Source organism: Bernardetia sp. Wsw4-3y2, assembly GCF_037126295.1.
Classification (GTDB): domain Bacteria; phylum Bacteroidota; class Bacteroidia; order Cytophagales; family Bernardetiaceae; genus Bernardetia.
Window position 1 is genome coordinate 1,531,548 of the sequence record NZ_CP147017.1, and the last position, 17,858, is coordinate 1,549,405.

12 protein-coding genes are annotated in these 17,858 nt (G+C 30.8%); 8 read left to right on the forward strand and 4 right to left on the reverse strand.

Going from position 1 to position 17,858, the window contains the following annotated elements:
• Positions 1-204: 204 nt before the first annotated feature.
• A complete protein-coding gene (locus tag V9L05_RS06065; RefSeq protein WP_338814784.1) occupies positions 205-615 on the reverse strand; it encodes a hypothetical protein in 411 nt (136 codons plus the stop codon).
• 187 nt (positions 616-802) lie between these two features.
• Positions 803-1,228, reverse strand: coding sequence for a hypothetical protein (locus V9L05_RS06070; protein WP_338814785.1), 426 nt, complete (start codon positions 1,226-1,228; stop codon positions 803-805).
• Between the two features lie 418 nt (positions 1,229-1,646).
• Here V9L05_RS06070 and gyrA point away from each other — a divergent pair, with 418 nt between their 5' ends.
• The 5 genes from gyrA to V9L05_RS06095 all read left to right on the forward strand — a co-directional run bounded on the left by gyrA (position 1,647) and on the right by V9L05_RS06095 (position 10,263).
• Positions 1,647-4,349, forward strand: a complete 2,703-nt coding sequence (gene gyrA, locus V9L05_RS06075) for a DNA gyrase subunit A (RefSeq protein WP_338794139.1) — start codon at positions 1,647-1,649, stop codon at positions 4,347-4,349.
• A gap of 152 nt (positions 4,350-4,501) precedes the next feature.
• Positions 4,502-5,710, forward strand: coding sequence for a tetratricopeptide repeat protein (locus V9L05_RS06080; RefSeq protein WP_338814786.1), 1,209 nt, complete (start codon positions 4,502-4,504; stop codon positions 5,708-5,710).
• Positions 5,711-6,488: 778 nt separating this feature from the next.
• Positions 6,489-7,157, forward strand: a complete 669-nt coding sequence (locus tag V9L05_RS06085) for an L-threonylcarbamoyladenylate synthase (protein ID WP_338814787.1) — start codon at positions 6,489-6,491, stop codon at positions 7,155-7,157.
• 244 nt (positions 7,158-7,401) lie between these two features.
• On the forward strand, positions 7,402-8,424 hold the full coding sequence (gene murB / locus V9L05_RS06090) for a UDP-N-acetylmuramate dehydrogenase (protein ID WP_338814788.1): 1,023 nt from the start codon (positions 7,402-7,404) through the stop codon (positions 8,422-8,424).
• A 297-nt stretch (positions 8,425-8,721) separates the two neighbouring features.
• The gene (locus V9L05_RS06095; protein WP_338794134.1) at positions 8,722-10,263 is read left to right on the forward strand and encodes a HAMP domain-containing sensor histidine kinase; all 1,542 of its coding nucleotides are present in this window, start codon (positions 8,722-8,724) and stop codon (positions 10,261-10,263) included.
• Between the two features lie 102 nt (positions 10,264-10,365).
• Here the strand turns inward: V9L05_RS06095 and V9L05_RS06100 are convergent, their stop codons facing one another.
• Positions 10,366-12,258 carry a SpoIIE family protein phosphatase gene (locus V9L05_RS06100; protein WP_338814789.1) on the reverse strand — a complete coding sequence of 631 codons (1,893 nt, stop codon included), beginning with the start codon at positions 12,256-12,258 and terminating at the stop codon, positions 10,366-10,368.
• A 373-nt stretch (positions 12,259-12,631) separates the two neighbouring features.
• Between V9L05_RS06100 and V9L05_RS06105 the strand changes: the two genes are divergently transcribed.
• Positions 12,632-14,086 carry a TlpA disulfide reductase family protein gene (locus tag V9L05_RS06105; RefSeq protein ID WP_338814790.1) on the forward strand — a complete coding sequence of 485 codons (1,455 nt, stop codon included), beginning with the start codon at positions 12,632-12,634 and terminating at the stop codon, positions 14,084-14,086.
• Positions 14,087-14,150: 64 nt separating this feature from the next.
• Here the strand turns inward: V9L05_RS06105 and V9L05_RS06110 are convergent, their stop codons facing one another.
• Positions 14,151-14,537, reverse strand: a complete 387-nt coding sequence (locus V9L05_RS06110; protein WP_338794131.1) for an STAS domain-containing protein — start codon at positions 14,535-14,537, stop codon at positions 14,151-14,153.
• Positions 14,538-15,285: 748 nt separating this feature from the next.
• On the opposite strand from V9L05_RS06110, the gene rpsT reads away from it, so the two are divergent.
• Positions 15,286-15,543 (forward strand): 30S ribosomal protein S20, encoded by a 258-nt coding sequence (gene rpsT / locus V9L05_RS06115; RefSeq protein ID WP_338794130.1) that lies wholly within the window; start codon positions 15,286-15,288, stop codon positions 15,541-15,543.
• A gap of 187 nt (positions 15,544-15,730) precedes the next feature.
• A complete protein-coding gene (locus tag V9L05_RS06120) occupies positions 15,731-17,650 on the forward strand; it encodes a 1-deoxy-D-xylulose-5-phosphate synthase (protein WP_338814791.1) in 1,920 nt (639 codons plus the stop codon).
• The last annotated feature ends 208 nt before the right edge of the window (positions 17,651-17,858 follow it).

The window sequence follows — 17,858 nt, forward strand, 5'->3', positions numbered from 1 at the left end:
TATTATATTAAAAACTCTCTTCTCAACATTCAATTTATTTGACTTTTTGAGAAGAGAGTTTTTTGTTTCTATTTAGGAAGTTGTTTTAATTTTTTCTCCAAATAATAGATTTTGACTTGGCAGAAAGGGCTTAATTTTCCTTTTTTTTGGTGTATTTGCTTTGTCTCCTGCCGTTGTTAGTGTCTCCAGCAACGACAAACACACCTAAGCTGAAGGATTCATCACTACACTATAAACAGTAATAGAATTGAGTTCTCTACCAAAATAAAGTTTGTCTAGTGCTTCGTACATATTTCTTGCACGAAAATAAGAAGTTTGTAATTCTCTATGTCCGTTATCCTCTTTTGAAACCCACTGAATAGTATAAGAACTGTCACGCTCACGGTAATTACGAACGTACTCAAACATTTTTTTGAGCGCATCTAGTTTGTCTGTTCCGTGTTCGGTATGAAACAAAAAAGATTGATTGTGGCGAGGATTAACTGTAATTAAATTGAGTTTTACAGTTGTACCTTCTTGTGAATAATCAAAAATAAGACTTCCATCAATTCCCAAATGGTCTTCTATTCCTTTCTGGATGCGTGCAGATTCTACGTGTATATCGTTTGGTGTCATTTTTTATAAGTTTAATTTTCTTTGTTTTTTAGTATTATCCGTAAAATTAAGAAAAAATGAAGAGAGATAGGAAAGAAAAAACGCCCTCTCTACTTTGATTATCTTTAGAATTCAAAAAATTTGATAACAATTTCTCAGGATATGAAAAAATTACTTTTATGTATTGAAAGACTACTATATATTGGTTTTATAAAGTATCGCTATCTTTTTTCTGACATTCTTTTATCCATTCTTCTGCCTGTTCCTTATTTTTAAATAAGCGCATAATAAAAACACCTGCTGCCTTTTTTTCTAAATCTTGTGCAGAAAGTTTCCCAAAAATATCAGGAGATGTAATATGAGCCATGTAGCGTAACCCTGCTTCAATAGCTTGTGGCATCCAAAATTCTTGTATCCACTGATTAGCTTGTTGCCAAGGACCTACTAAATTTGTATTATCATTAATGATATAAGGACAATTATTTTCTTTAATTAAATCCAAAGCAACCAAACAGCCTGCTTTTACATTATTTACATTCACAAACCCAGTCCAATCTGCATAAAGACAATTTGTATGTGCTTCTACATAAACTTCATAAAATACTTTTTCATCAGAATTTTTTAATGTTATCAAAATTATAGTGTTAGGGGTTGTTAAGGTAGTTTTAAAAATAATTGTGATTGTAAAACGTATTTTCATTAAAAATAGTTAGAAAAAAGAATTTACAGGCTATAAATGAGATAGATAACGTAAAAATTAAGCAAAACCCAAATAAAAAACACTGTTATAAACTCAACCCTTCTATACTCAATTTAGGACATTAAAAACGTTGTCAAATTACCTATTTTTTCGTAACTTGCAGAGTTGTTTTTCAAGGAAATTTTATAGCAAAAACAACTGAAAAATTATTATTCTAACGCAAGATTATATCTTGTGTTTTCTATTTAGTTAGTAAGCATATACTTACAAAAGAGAACATCCAAGCAAATGCTTGAATGAGAAATTAGAATCAAGAATTTCAATTTAATATAGTTTTATTACTAGATAATATATGGCAGATATAGAAAATGGTTCAGAAGACCTGTTAGATGATGGAAACAGTAATATCATTCCTGTAAGTATTGAGGACGAAATGCGAACGGCATACATTGATTATTCGATGTCCGTTATTGTTTCTCGTGCTTTACCTGATGTACGTGATGGTTTAAAACCTGTCCACCGTAGAGTGTTGTATGGAATGTCAGACTTAGGAGTATATCACAATAAAGCTTACAAAAAATCGGCTCGTATTGTAGGTGAGGTTTTGGGTAAGTACCACCCTCATGGCGATTCGTCTGTTTATGAAACGATGGTTCGTATGGCGCAGGAGTGGTCGCTTCGTTATATGCTCGTCGATGGACAAGGAAACTTTGGCTCTATTGATGGTGATAATGCAGCAGCTATGCGTTATACAGAGGCACGTATGCAGCGTTTGGCTGAAGAAATGTTGGCAGATTTGAACAAAGAAGTGGTAGATTTTATTCCAAACTTTGATGATTCCTTAACAGAGCCTTCTGTTTTACCAGGAAAATTACCTAACCTTTTGGTAAATGGTTCGTCTGGTATTGCTGTTGGTATGGCTACCAATATGGCTCCTCACAACCTTACAGAAGTCATTGATGGAATTATTGAGTATATCAAAAATCCAGAAATTACAGTTGAGGAACTTACAAAATTTGTAATTGCACCTGATTTTCCAACTGGAGGAATTATTTATGGCTACACAGGAGTAAAAAAAGCATTAGAAACTGGACGTGGAAGAATTGTGATGCGTGCCGTTGCAACTATACATACGGACAAAAATAATCGTGAACAGATTATTGTAACAGAAGTTCCATATCAAACCAATAAAGCAAGTTTGATAGAAAAAACGGCTGCTATGGTTAACGAAAAGCGTATTGAAGGAATTTCTGCTATTCGTGATGAGTCAGATAGAAATGGTTTGCGTATCGTTTATGATATTAAGCGTGATTCGATGGCAAATGTAGTTTTGAATCAACTTTTCAAATATACAGGACTTCAAACTTCTTTTAGTGTAAACAATGTTGCACTTGTGAAAGGTCGTCCAAGAATTTGTAATCTTAGAGATTTAATTAGTTATTATGTCGAACACAGACACGAAATTGTTGTTCGCAGAACAGAATATGACCTTAGAGAAGCTAAAAAACGTCTTCATATCTTAGAAGGTCTTTTGAAAGCTCTTGATGTAATTGATTTAGTAATTGCGACAATTCGTAGCTCAAAAGATGCCGAAGAAGCAAGAAATGTTTTGACAGGTGAAGGACAAATGAATACTGAAAGTCGTTTCTTCAAAGACATTGCTGTTCCAAGTGGTTTTGTATTTGATTTTTCAGAAATTCAAGCTAAAGAAATTTTGGGAATGCGTCTTCAACGTCTTACAGGACTAGAACGCAACAAAATCCAAAACGAACACGACGCACTTGTTTTGACAGTAGAAGATTACGAAGATATTTTAGCTAGAGTAGAACGTCGTATGGAAATTATTACGGAGGAACTACTTGAACTTAGAGAAAAATATGGTGATGAGCGTCGTACTCAAATTGTTCATAGCGCAGAAGATATTGATATTGAAGATTTGATTGCTGAACAAGAAATGGTAATTACTATTTCTAATGAAGGTTATATCAAACGTACTTCTTTATCAGAATACAAATCACAAGCCCGTGGTGGAAAAGGTTCAAAAGGAGCAACTACAAAAGCAGATGATTTTGCAGAACACTTGTTTGTAGCTTCTACACACAATTATTTATTGATTTTTACAGACTATGGAAAAGTATATTGGTTAAAAGTATATGCCATTCCAGAAGGCTCAAAAACATCAAAAGGTCGCCCACTTCAAAATCTTATTTCGATAGAAACAGGTGAAAAAGTACAGACTGTTATTAATGTAAAAAGTCTGAAAGACGAAGATTATATAAATAACAATAATCTAATTTTCTGTACTAAAAAAGGACAAATCAAGAAAACAGTTTTGGAAGCCTATTCTCGTCCTCGTCAAAATGGAATTAATGCCATTACGATTAATGAAGGCGATGCACTTTTAGATGTTCGTTTGACAGATGGAAACAACGAAATTATTATGGCTGTTGGTTCGGGTCGTGCAATTCGTTTCAACGAGACACAAGTCCGTCCGATGGGAAGAACAGCATCAGGAGTTCGTGGAATTTCTGTAAAAGAAGGTGATGAAGTAATTGGAATGGTTTGTCTGAACCGTCCAGATTCAAATCTCTTAGTCGTTTCTGAAAAAGGATATGGAAAACGCTCTGATGTAGAAGATTATAGAGTTATCAAACGTGGTGGAAAAGGAGTAACTACTCTCAAAATCACAGAAAAAACAGGTACTTTGATTGCCATAAAAGAAGTAATCGATACCGACCATTTAATGATTAGTAGAAAATCGGGTGTCATGATTCGTTTTGCAGTTTCCGAACTTCGTACTATGGGACGTGCTACACAAGGCGTTCGTCTGATAAATTTAGCAGAAGGAGACCAAATAGCTTCTGTTGCTAAAATTGAACACATAGAAGAAGAGTTAGAAGATATTTTATTGGAAGAAGGAATGGAAAATCCAAATACAGAGGTAAATGGAGAAATTGCTACAAATCTTGCTAATGAAGCCAATAATTCTGAAAATGGAAGTCATTCTGAAAATGATGATACAGAAGCTGATGAAAATTCAGAAGGTGTAGAATAATTTTTTTTTGCATTATACTTGCATTAACTTTGGAAGTTCTATTTTTGTAAGGGAAATAGAACTTCTATTTTTTTATAAACAATCAATTTCAAAATAATATCACACCTATTTTAACGTGTGATGAATCCAATAATTCAAACTCATTTTATACAATGACAAAATCAATTTTAAAATCAATAATAGTAGGAACTGCATTTGTAACAGGTTCATTTCTTACAAATGAAACTATTGCACAAAATGGAGCTTTAACCAGCGCTGAATTTTTTGCAACGCCTCAAGAAGGAAATTACGAAAAAGCACTAGAAAAAGTTCGTCAAGCAACTTATCATAAGAAAACAGAAGGAAAAGCTAGAACTTGGTATACAAGAGCAAAAGTTTTTACTGCTATTGTTGAAGCAGGAGTAGAAGATAAAGAAGTAGCAGCTCTCGTAGAGAATCCAATAGATAGTGCTTTTGCTTCCATGACAAAGGCATTAGAAGTAGAAAAAGCCGAAGGAGATGATAAATATACTAAACGAATAGAAGATCCAGCTTTTCAAAGTGATTTAGGAATGGAAACAGGTTTACAAGCTCGCTTGAAAAATGCTATTCTTAATAACGTACAGAAATACCAAGATGCAGAAGACTTTGTGAAAGCTTACGAAACAATGCTTCCTCTTGCTACTTATCTTTCTACTGATACCACAAACTTGATTTATACTGCTTACTTTGCTAATAAAGCTGAAAAACTAGATAAATCAGCTTTTTTTTATGAAAAACTTGGCAACATAGAAGAATATACAGGTGCAGTAGACGCTTATCAGTCAGCTGCTTATTCCTATTATAAATTAGAAGATAGTACAAACTTTCTTAGAGTATTAGAAAAAGGAGCAGAACGTTTTCCTCAAGAAACCTATTTCCTTACTAATATTGCTGATGTATATATCCAACGTAAAGACTATCCTAAAGCGATTGAAATACTTAAAAATGTAAGTGAAATAGAACCAAGCACAAAAACTTTTACAAATATTGCCATTATGTATCAATCTGAAGGGCAACCTGAAAAAGCTGTGGAATATTATCAAAAAGTTTTGGAATTAGATGCTCAAGATTATGATGCTACTTTCGCTTTAGCTCTTCATTATTACAAAGAGGCTATAAATGTATATAATGAATTGAAACCAGAGGAACAAGACTCTAAAAGTGAGAAAATGAAACCTATTATTGCAAGTGCAGATAAGGCTATCATGTATGCAAAAAAAGCTCTAGAGATAAATAATGATGATGTAGCACTTTATAATATACTTAAAGATTTATATGTTATGAAGGAAGATCAGAAGAACATTGACTTGATGAAAAAGAAAATAGCAGAGAATAAATAATTTTTCTCTTTTAATTTATACTAATCCTACTCATCTTCTGATAAGTAGGATTTTTTTATTTGATAAAAAGAAAATATAGGCACAAAAAAAAGATGATACTTCCAAAGGCTGCATCATCTTCCACTACTCACTAACTATGGCTACTGTAATTTAGAAAACTACATAGCCAACAAAAGATTTTTGTATCTATAAATTATTTATATTAAAATAATTTGAAATTTCTTTTTTAACTTACCTACTCTATTTTTCTTTAAAACAAACTTCCTAAATCTATCATTTAGGAAGTTGTTAGGAATTGTTAGGTTGTAAGTTAGAAGATTTCAAAACATAGTAGTTTTGCGCTTCTATTTCTATGACCCACTAAGTAGGCAATAAGGTTGCATAGGTTATTTATTTTAAAAAAAAAAAAATAAAAATAGCTTGATACAATACATAAAAGCATAGAATAAAGTAGGTTAAAACTAAATAGGTGATTGTCAAATGGGTTTGATATCAGAATAGTATTTGGCTTTTTTAGAAAAATTCAAAAGTATTTACACTAAAATATTGCAACAAACAAAGAAATTATGTATTATTGGTTAGAGTAAGCGATAAAGCATCTATTTTTATGTAAAATTATCTACTTACCCTGCTCATTTAAAAAAATAAAGCCTAAAAAAGATAATTAAATAATTTTTATTTTGAATGCAATAAAATTATACTTATATTTAAAAACTTCTTAAATCATTTCATTAAAAACAAAAGAAGTTTATTTTTTACTAAAAGTTATTAAAATAGTATGGCAGAACTCCTCAAAATACACCCAGATAATCCACAAGAAAGTAAAATCCAAAAAATAGTCGAAACGCTAAGAAATGGTGGTGTAATTATATATCCTACTGATACAGTTTATGGCATAGGTTGTGACTTTACAAATGCAAAAGCAGTTGAGAAAGTATGTAAAATTAAGGGAATTGACCCGAAAAAGATGCACCTTTCTTTTATTTGTTATGATTTAAGTGATATTAGTTTGTATGCTCATAGAGTAAGCAATCACGTTTTTAAAGTTATGAAAAAAGCTCTACCAGGGGCATTTACTTTTATTTTAGATTCAAGTAATAAAGTTCCAAAAGTAGGTGGAGTAAAGAAAAATCAAGTAGGTATTCGTGTTCCTGACCATAAAATCCCTAGAATGATTGTTCAAGAATTGGGAAATCCTATCGTAACTACTTCTGTTTATGATAAGGATGGAAAACCAATGACAGACCCTTCGCTTATGAAAGAAGAGTATGAACATTTAGTAGATATTGTTATTGATGCAGGAATGGGCGAAATTCAGCCTTCTACTGTTATTCGTTGTATAGAAGATAATATTATTTTGCTTCGCCAAGGACTTGGAGATATAGAAAAATTTGCTGATGTTCTTTCAAAAGAAGAAGCAGAATCGCTCCTAGTAGAAGAAGAATAAAAAAAAGAAATTGTAAGATTAGATTTTTCATTTTTGATTTTGTTTTAGTGAATAGAAAAACCACTACTTTTTTGAGGTAGTGGTTTTTTTGTTTCGTACTTTTGTATTTTCAATAGGAAGTTGTTTTAGATTTTTAGTGTATGTTTGTTGGTGTCGCTACGCTAAAACACCAACAAAGGCTATGTTCTTTTTTCTTAAACAACTTCTAGGACAACAAACCTTTTCAACAAAAAATATACTAATTATGAAACCTCAAATTCTGAAAAATATCTCTTTACAGTCTTACAATACGTTTGGAATAAACTGCACAGCCAAAAATTTTATAGAAGTAAAAACAGTTGATGAATTACTGGAGGTTTTAGAATTTGCAGAGCAAAAAAAATATCCTTCTATTCTTGTATTGGGAGGAGGAAGTAATATTTTGTTTTTGAAAGATTTTGAAGGATTGGTAATCAAAAATTCTATTACAGGAATAGAAGTAATAGAAGAGAATGAAGAAAATACAACTCTTTATGTATCAGCAGGCGAAAATTGGCATCAGTTTGTGCTTTTCTGTTTGGAACATAATTATGGAGGAATAGAAAATTTATCACTCATTCCGGGGACTGTTGGAGCTGCACCAATGCAGAATATTGGAGCATACGGAGTAGAAATTCGTGATGTTGTCGAAAGAGTAAAAGTAATTGATAGAAAAACAAAAAAGACTTTTTGGATTTCAAATAACGAATGTCAATTTGGCTATCGTAGTAGTATTTTTAAGCATCAAGCAAAAGACAAATACATTATTATTGGTGTAGAGTTTAGATTGACTACAAAAAACCATACTCTAAATACATCTTATGGAGCAATTCAAGAGGCTTTAGAAAATGATAGTCCAACAATTCAAGAGATAAGCAAAGCAATCATTTCTATCAGAGAATCGAAGTTACCCAACCCAAAAGAGATTGGAAATGGAGGAAGTTTTTTCAAAAACCCTGAAATTCCGAGTAGTCAGTTTTTAAAATTAAAAACAGAATTTCCTAATATTGTTGGTTATCCTATTTCTGATAAAATAACAAAAGTTCCTGCTGGTTGGCTAATTGAACAATGTGGTTGGAAAGGAAAAATAGTCGGAAATACAGGCGCACACAAAAATCAAGCTCTCGTTTTGGTAAATTATGGCAATGCAAAAGGAGAAGAAGTGTGGAATTTGGCAAAAGAAATTCAAAAATCCGTTTTTGATAAATTTGGAATACACATAGAGCCTGAGATTAATATTGTGGGATAATATTTTACCCAAAAACCTCTAATTTTCACTCCTGTTTTCGTAAATACTCTTAAAGTCCTCAATGTAAGTGGGTTAAAGTTTGTTAAGTGCATTTTTAAAGAATAAGGATTGCTTTATTTTGTATAAATTAATATCAGAAACAAAGGTGTAGACATCAATATCCTTTGTAAATAAATAAAAAATCTGACCCTCAAAAATAATTTATTTGAAAATACATTTACCTCTCATAATAAAGTAGCATAAAAAAGCGCAAAGTAATGAGCGAAGAGGAAATACTTATAAAAAGATACAACTATTATGAAAATAGAAGGATTAGTAGGCGCAAAACAAGTACGCTATATTATTGCTCTTATGAGTTTGGCAATGGTCGGACTTATAGGACTACAGTTTTATTGGATTACTACAACCATAACACTTAATAAATCTCGTTTCAAACAAAACGTTCATCAAGCACTTGAAAAAGTAGCTACTCGTTTGGAAAAACATGAAGCTATTTATGTAATGAAAAGTAATGCAGACCAAATGAGTGGACAGCTTATTTCTACGCTAGATTCAATTACAAAAGCACAAAATACTAATTCGGCACTTACTTATGAACTTCAGTTTCAAGTAAAAAACGGAATAACATCTACACAACAAAGTACAGAAATTATTCTTGAGCCGATGAAAAGATATGATATACGTGATCCAAAAATGATTTGGGAAGAAACACAACGTAGAAAGGTAAATAGGTCTCAGATTTTGTCTGTCATTGCCGAAAAATTATTTTTTCAAAATCAAGAAAAACCAATTCAACAACGTACTAGTCGTCCTGTTATTGATTCTATTTTGAGAGAAGAAATGCACAATAAAGGAATTGCATTAGAGTATGATTTTGCTGTCTTTAATCACTCTCAGAAAAGTTGGTTTTTTGCTTCTCCTTCTACAAGTAGTGAGTGTTTGGTAGAAACAAATTACTGTACCAAACTTTTTCCGAATGATATGCATAACCCAGATAACTTATTATGTGTTTATTTTCCTACTGAATCTAAATATTTGATGGGAAAAATGGCAATGATATTATCTTCTTCTATTATTTTTATTGGCGTAATTATTCTTTGTTTTGCTGCTGCAATTTATACGATTATTCGTCAGAAAAAAGTATCAGAGGTTACCAACGACTTTATCAATAATATGACTCATGAGTTCAAAACTCCTATTGCAACTATTTCTCTTGCCCGTGAGATTTTACAAGACCCTAGTGTTCAGCAAAATTCAGAAAAAACAAATCGTTATTTGGGAGTTATTGCAGATGAGAGCAAACGACTTAGTTCTCAGGTAGAAAATGTATTACAGGCTGCAAAACTAGATAGAAAAGACCTAAAGCTAAATTTCAAATCCTTAGATATTCATCAAATTATAGAAAAAGTAATCCGTAATAGTGCTGTGCAAGTAGAAAACAGAGGAGGAAAAATTTTTACAGATTTGAAAGCAACTCAAACGCTAGTTGAAGGAGACCAAGTTCATATTACAAGTATTATATCGAATCTAATAGACAATGCAAATAAATATTCGCCTAATACTCCACGTATAGAAGTACAAACTCAAAATACTTCAAATGGAATTGAAATAAAATTTATTGATGAAGGACAAGGAATTCCGAAGAAAGTAGTCAGCAAAATTTTTGATAAATTCTACCGAGTACCTACAGGAAACGTACACAATGTAAAAGGTTTTGGATTAGGACTTAGCTACGTAAAATCTATGGTAGAAGCACATCACGGAACAATTAGTGTAGAAAGTGAAATGGAAAAAGGTTCTGTCTTTACAATCAAACTGCCTTTTAAACAACCTGTTTAGAAAATGGGGAGGTGGGAATTAGGATATGGGTAATAATGAAAATAATACGTTTTTGCTTTCAGTGTAATTTTTAGTTCCAATTCACATATCCTATTTGCCACTTTACACTCTTAATCCTAAAATTGTCATATCATCTCGTTGAGGTTCATCATTTTTAAAGGTTTCAAACTCTTTTAGAAGTTCTATTTTTTGAGTAGCAAAAGGATGTTCTTTTATATGTTCTAAGAACTGTGTTAATTTTTGAGTTCCATATTTTGCTCTATCTGGATTATTTTGGTCTGCAAATCCATCTGTTGTGAGATAGAGAATATCACCTGCTTGTAAGTGAATAGTGTGTGTTACAAATTGTTGATTTTCTTGTTTTTGTTTTCCTCCTATACTCCGATTATTTCCTCTTATCTTCAAAAACTCACCTCCTTGTACATAATAAAGAGGACGATGCGCTCCTGCAAAAGTTACTTGTTTTCCTAAATCTGTATTTTCAATGGCACAAATAGCCACTTCCATTCCATCATCATTTTTTCCTTCATTTTGTTTTAAGGCATGCTGAATTTCCAAATGTAAAACTTCCAAAATCATAGCTGGGTCATAGATTTTACTTTGTCCAATGATTTTATTCAAAAGTGTTTGTCCAATCATCGACATAAATGCTCCTGGTACTCCATGTCCTGTACAATCTACCACAGCTACAAATGTTTTTCGTTTCTTACGATATACCCAATAAAAATCTCCAGAAACTACTTTTTGAGGCTTGTAAATAGCAAAACTATCTAGAAAATATTCATTTAATTCACTTTCGGTAGGCAAAACAGCATCTTGAATCTGACGGGCATATCGAATCGAATCCATTATCTGAACCTGAGAACGCTCAATTTCTTCACTCTTTTCTTTTGTTTCCTGCAAACTGCTTTGAATTTTGTTTAGCATTAAGCCAAAATCTTTTGAGAGCCAACCTATTTCATCACTTGTAATTATGGGTTTGATAGAATACTGTTCTGAAAAATCGTTTTTTATTACTTTATGAATAGAATTTGATAACTGACGAACAGGCAAACTGAGTTTTTTACTAATCAAATAACTGACAAACATTCCCAAAACAAAACACAACAGAACAACAGCTCCTAATGTATATTTTATTCTGTATGTGATTTCTTGTGCTTGTACTTCTCCTGCTTTGTTTATTTCTGCAATAATATCAGCAATTTGATAGGCTTTTTGCTGCGTTTGATAACGCATTCCTTCATGAATATTGAGTCCAATTTGTTTTTCATAATCTACCATATCCAAAAAAGCATATTGATAGTTTCTTAGTAAGTCTAACATTTCTTTTTGCCTTTCTTTGTCTTGTATAGTTTCTCTAATTTCGGCTCGTAAATCTTGAACAGCAAGGGAAAGTTTATTTATATATTCTTCTTCTTTACGAATCATAAAATCTTTTTCATGCCTTCTAATCATTAGTAATTTTTCTCTTTTAAAAGGCAAATCAGAATTTTCTATTTTATGAATAAACTTACGCATCTGTCCTACTTTTCCATAGTCTTTATGTCCTTTTCGTTGAATAATCTGAACTAATCGCTCAAAAATCACTTCATATTCTCCTACTGATTTCTTTAGTTTGAATAATTTTTTATCAATATCTTCATTTCGTAATTCTTTCCTGTTTTTTAAAACTATCAAACCATTCTGAATGTCATATAATTTTTTGGTTCGAATATCCAAATACTCACTTTTTCCTGTTTCAAAAAAAGCTGTATTGATAGTTTCATACGTAAAAAAATCCTTTTCTACACCACTAAGTGTCTGAATATCAATGTGAAGTTGAGTAAGTAAGTCTGTAATGTTTTCTATCCGTTCTTGTTTTTCATAAAACATAAAAATAGCACCAATAATAAGTGCTGTTAGAAGCAAATAAACGCTAAAATAGAGTTGTAGCTTGTTTTTGATACCTCTAAATTTTTTATTTGATTGAACAGAAGTCGTAAAGTTTTGAGTCATTTCCTTCAAATTATAATCGTACTATAAGCTGGTAATTATTGCCTTATTAGGTTTTATTTCTTGACTACAAAATTACTAGGAAGAGCATTCAAAAACTCAAAAAATAGATTACGAAATAATTACACTTTTATAAATTTGAGGAAATAATAGTTCAATTACCTAAACTTTGAATATTAAAATTAGATTTACAAAAGAATTTATGATATTTTTTATATTAAAAAATGACTGTATTATTTTTGATTGAAAGTTTTGTAACCAAATTGTTACAAACAGAAAATTGAATTTATTTTTTATAAAAGCATTGATTTGATACAATTTTTGATAAAGAAATGAGTTTCTTTGTTGATTAATTATCATTCAAAACAATAATTCAATGAAACATCAAATTTTAATCATTGCTTTTTTCCTTTTTATAGGAATAGCAACAACTACTTTTGCACAGCAAAATGACAGTACAACTATCAAAATAACACTTCCTACAACAGAAGATTGGAAAATAGCAGATACAATAAGTCTTGAGAATTTTCACCCTATATTTACAGAAGTAAAAACAACTATTTATTTTGATAGAACAGATTCTATAAAAAATGAATGGGTTATAAAAATTCCTATTTCAAGAGCTGATTTATATTATTTGTCTGTAAAAAGAAAGAAGTATAATTACCTATTAATCTTTCCAAATGATGAAATAGAAGTATTATTTAACGAAGAAGGCAAATACACTTTTAGTAAGAGTAAATTATCAAAAGAATATCAAACTACATTTAATAACCAAAATAAATATAGCTATTCTGATTTTGTAAAATACGAATGGCAAGAATATGTGGAAAAAGTAGATAGTCTTATCAAACAAGAAATATCTGATTATGAATTAGCTTTCCAAAGCGAAAAACCAAATCCTATTTTTGATGCTTATTTCAGAAATAAAGTAGTTTCTTCTCATAATTATGCTTTTGGATATTATCATTTTTTTCATAACCGTCATCACAAAAAAAAGGAAATGGTAGCTATTCTTCCTGAAAAATATTTTGATGCAGAGCCTAAAGTTCCTTATACCATTCCTTCCAGTCTTGAAGAAGATTACCCTTATACTTCAGATTATATAAGAGGTGTTTCTAGCACTTTAGCTAAAGAAGGAAACTGTGAAACTGAACAAGGAAAAGTATATGGATTTGAGAATTATCATTGCATTTATCAAAATACAAACAAAATAACTACTCCTCTACTCAAAAAAGTGATGGCTTTACATTCTTTAGAAGGAATGATAAGAAAAGCAGAGTGGAGCAATTTATCTCAAACAGAAATAATAGATAAAGCATTTACAAGTTTGGAAAATGAGTTTCCACATGATGAAGATATAAGCTATCTAAAAACCAAAGCTAAAAACTCAAAGCGTTTTGCAAAAGGACAACCTGCTACTGATTTTACTCTCAAAGATGAAAATGGTAAAACGGTTTCTTTATCTGATTTTAGAGGAAAGTATGTTTTGATTGATTTCTTTTCAGCTTGGTGTAAACCTTGTATCGCTGAACGCCCTTATTCTGAAAAATTAGAAAAGGAGTTTACAAATGGTAACATTGTATTTTTAAATGTCTGTATAGATAGTAAAGAAAGTATTTGGAAAAAAGTATTAGATAAAATGCCCCTACAAGGAACAGAACTTTATGCAGAAGACAAAGAAAGTAAAGAAATAAGAGAAGCCTATAATATTGAAGGAGCTTCTGCTTACATTTTTTTAGATAAAGAAGGAAATTTTATTTCTACCACTGCTCGTCCTTCTCAAAATGCCAAACAGATTATTGAAAACGCTTTGGCAGAAGAAAAATAAAAAATAACAAAACCCTAAGAATCTTTAAAGATTCTTAGGGTTTTTATATAGAAAACATTAATAATTAACCATTATTTTTTTCATCTTCTTTAATATCACGCTCTAGTTCTGCCATAAAAACAGCATCAACTGATTCTGCTACTGTTGGAATAATGTTCAAAACGCTATCTAATTTTGAAATTGTCATGAGTTTCATAACGTGGTCGCTAACAGCTGCAAGAGCCAAATAGCCATTTATCTGCTCAGAAAGGCGTTTGGCTACCAAAATAGAGCTAAGTCCAGATGAATCTACATACTTAATATCGCCCATATCAAAGATAAGATTAATCATTCCAGACTGATATAAGGTAAAAAATTCGGTCTTTAATTTAGGTGCAATTGAAGAGTCTAGTTTTTCTTCTTGCAACTTAAATACAGTATATTGTTCTTGTTTGTTGAGTGTAAATTTCATACTATTTTTTTATAAAAATGAATAGGGAGTAGGAATCAAAAAATGGTTTTGAATAATATACGAAATAATTTTTCGAAAATTTAATCATCTCTCAAAAAATCAAATCGTTTTGTTTGTCTAGCAAGTTACAAAAAAACCTCAAAACCTCTCTATTGTTTAAACCTTGTTTTTTAGTCTTTTCTAAATTAACATTTACAGTGCTTTCCATTTATTCCTTTCATTTTTTTTTTTGATTTTTCTTTATTTTTATTGTCTCATAGTTTGTGAAAGTTGTAGATAAGTCGTATTTTTGCGCTCTTTATACGGTTCTTATTTAATTAGGAACAGTAGAAGACAAAAATCTTTATTTTAGTAAGATTAAAGGTTTTATCAAAAGAAATCAGTTCAAAAAATCGTAAAATCAAATTGTATTTTGATACAATAAGATGAAAACGAATAATCAAGAAAAGCACAAAAAACGAATACTTTACAAGTAAAAAAATTAAACATTAATTTGTAAATCGTTACTAATCATTAGATTATTATCGTAATTTTTAATTCGTAATTCGTAATTGTTTCCAACTTTTCATCAGGCTTTTATTTTATTCCTCTCATAAAATCAAAGCTCTGTAATTTAATAAACGGATTGCTCTATTTTTATTAAATTTAGGATTGAAATTAGGTTTTTTATTTAATCACAAAGAATTCTTTTTAATCAGATGATTTTTTCTGTTTTAAGAAAATCTCATCAAAAATAGTTTAACATTAAATGGCAAATCATAAATCAGCCCTCAAGCGTATTCGTGGAAATGAAGCTAAACGTCTTCGTAACCGTTACCAATTAAAAACTACTCGTACATTCATGAAGCGTTTGCGTGCAACTACTGATGCAGCAGAAGCAAAAGAATTACTTCCTAAAGTAATCGCAATGGTAGATAAATTAGCAAAACGCAATATCATTCACGATAGAAATGCTGCTAACAAAAAATCTAAATTGATGAAATATGTAAACACTTTGTCTGCATAATTTGTAGTAGAAATTTTAGTATTTCATTATAAAAAGGCAACTTTAATATTTTAAAGTTGCCTTTTTCTGTTTTAATTTGAAAATCCTCAACGACGCTTTTAAGCTCGTTGATGGTTGATATGTTTTATAAAATCAGCCGTCGTTGAGACTCAAATGAAACCGTCAACGAGGTTTCAATGTAGTAAAAATGTCTATCAAAAATCTCACTCTTACAGAACTAAAAGAAAAGTGCCAAGAACTTCGTCATTTTATCATCGAACATGTAGCACAAAATGGAGGGCATTTGGGTGCAACTTTGGGGGTAATTGAGCTTACTATTGCTCTTCATAAAGCCTTTTCTTTTTTGGGTACAGAACAATCTGACAAACTTGTTTGGGATGTTGGGCATCAAGCCTACGCACACAAAATTCTGACAAACAGAAAAAATAAGTTTCATACTATCAGAAAACAAAATGGTCTTTCAGGTTTTCCTTCTATCAAAGAAAGCAAATTTGATGATTTTGGAACAGGACATTCTTCTACTTCTATTTCTGCTATTTTGGGAATGGCTGTGGCTTCTCAATTTTCACAAGATGAAAGCATAAAAAACCGTTGGCATATTGCAGTTATTGGTGATGGTGCTTTTACGGCTGGTTTGCCTTTTGAGGCTTTGAATAATATACAAAATAACATAGAAAATGGCATTCAACCCAATGTTTTGATAATTCTTAATGACAATGGAATGTCTATTGATGAAAATGTTGGTACACTCAAAAGCCATTTTGAAGAGCTTTCGAAACAGAAATGGAAAAAAGAAAATTCAGAAAATACATTTTCTATTCCTTCTATTTTTGAGTTTTTTGGAGGAAATTTTCATGGTTCTATAGATGGACATAATTTAGAAACATTACTTGATTTTTTTGATGAATTAAAGCAAAACACAAATCAGAATTTATATACAAATAAAGTTCATTTTCTTCACATCAAGACCATAAAAGGAAAAGGAATTATTGAAAATGCTAATTCAGAATTAGAATCGAAATATAATTCATGGCATGCTCCAGCCAAATTTGAAACCAAAACAGGTCAGCTTATCAAATCAGAGTCCTCAACTAAAAAGTCATTTCTCAAATTTCAAGATGTTTTTGGTAAAACAATTACACAATTAGCCAAACAAAACTCTAAAATTATTGCTGTTACTCCTGCTATGGCATCAGGTAGTTCACTTTTAGAGATGCAAAAAGAATTTCCTAATCGTATTTTTGATGTTGGAATTGCAGAACAACATGCTGTTACTTTTTCGGCAGGTTTGGCTACTCAAAAAATAATTCCTTTTTGTGTCATTTACTCTACTTTTTTGCAGCGCAGTTATGACCAAATTATTCATGATGTTTGTGTACAAGAACTCAAAGTAATTTTTTGTATTGATAGAGCAGGCTTAGTGGGAGCAGATGGAGCAACACATCAAGGAGTTTATGATATTGCTTTTTTGCGTGCTATTCCAAATCTTGTTTTGGCTGCACCAATGGACGAAATAGAGTTTCAAAAAATGCTTTTTGCAGCCCAATTAGAAAAAAACAAAACTTCCTTTGCCATTCGTTATCCTCGTGGAGAAGGATTTTTACTAGAAAATAATGAGGAGAGTAAAGAAAGATTATTATCAATTAATGAATTAGAAGAATCAGAAAACAAAATAGAAATAGGAAAAGCCAGAAGTATAAAAAAAGCCAATAATCAAACTCAAATTGTAATCCTTTCTTACGGAATTACAGGAAATTTTGCCAAAGAAGCTATTGAAGTTTTAGAAAATAATCAAGACTTTCAAAATAAAATAGCTCATTATGATATGCGTTTTTGTAAACCTTTAGATGAAGATATTTTACATCATATTTTGGAATTTAAGAATATAAAAAACATAATCACAATAGAAGATGGAAGTAAAATAGGAGGTTTTGGAGGTGCTATCTTAGAGTTTTTGAATAAAAACAACTATTTACAACGTCTTGATAAAGTAAAAGTTTTAGGTGTTCCAGATTCCATTATTTCCCAAGCAACCCAACAAGAACAATATAACTTCTGTGGAATAAGCACTGAAAGTATAATAAATACAATCAGCCTTTATATTTGATTTAACTACATAAATCAAAATTATATTCTGTTTTATCTAAAAACACTTGCATTAAATAGCAAAAAACAGTATCTTAACTTAAGTAATTTAAACAAACTAAAACTTAAATTTTTACAAGAATAGAATCAGTGCTTTTCACACTATTTTTATTTGCTGAAAAATACTTCCCCAATTTAGATTTTGTTTAGAGTAAAGAATACTTCCCCTT

Coding starts and splice junctions, on each gene's coding strand:
- V9L05_RS06065 (WP_338814784.1), bottom strand. CDS start 615: ATGACACCAAACGATATACACGTAGAATCTGCACGCATCCAGAAAGGA.
- gyrA (WP_338794139.1), top strand. CDS start 1,647: ATGGCAGATATAGAAAATGGTTCAGAAGACCTGTTAGATGATGGAAAC.
- V9L05_RS06080 (WP_338814786.1), top strand. CDS start 4,502: ATGACAAAATCAATTTTAAAATCAATAATAGTAGGAACTGCATTTGTA.
- V9L05_RS06085 (WP_338814787.1), top strand. CDS start 6,489: ATGGCAGAACTCCTCAAAATACACCCAGATAATCCACAAGAAAGTAAA.
- murB (WP_338814788.1), top strand. CDS start 7,402: ATGAAACCTCAAATTCTGAAAAATATCTCTTTACAGTCTTACAATACG.
- V9L05_RS06095 (WP_338794134.1), top strand. CDS start 8,722: ATGAAAATAGAAGGATTAGTAGGCGCAAAACAAGTACGCTATATTATT.
- V9L05_RS06100 (WP_338814789.1), bottom strand. CDS start 12,258: ATGACTCAAAACTTTACGACTTCTGTTCAATCAAATAAAAAATTTAGA.
- V9L05_RS06105 (WP_338814790.1), top strand. CDS start 12,632: ATGAAACATCAAATTTTAATCATTGCTTTTTTCCTTTTTATAGGAATA.
- V9L05_RS06110 (WP_338794131.1), bottom strand. CDS start 14,537: ATGAAATTTACACTCAACAAACAAGAACAATATACTGTATTTAAGTTG.
- rpsT (WP_338794130.1), top strand. CDS start 15,286: ATGGCAAATCATAAATCAGCCCTCAAGCGTATTCGTGGAAATGAAGCT.
- V9L05_RS06120 (WP_338814791.1), top strand. CDS start 15,731: ATGTCTATCAAAAATCTCACTCTTACAGAACTAAAAGAAAAGTGCCAA.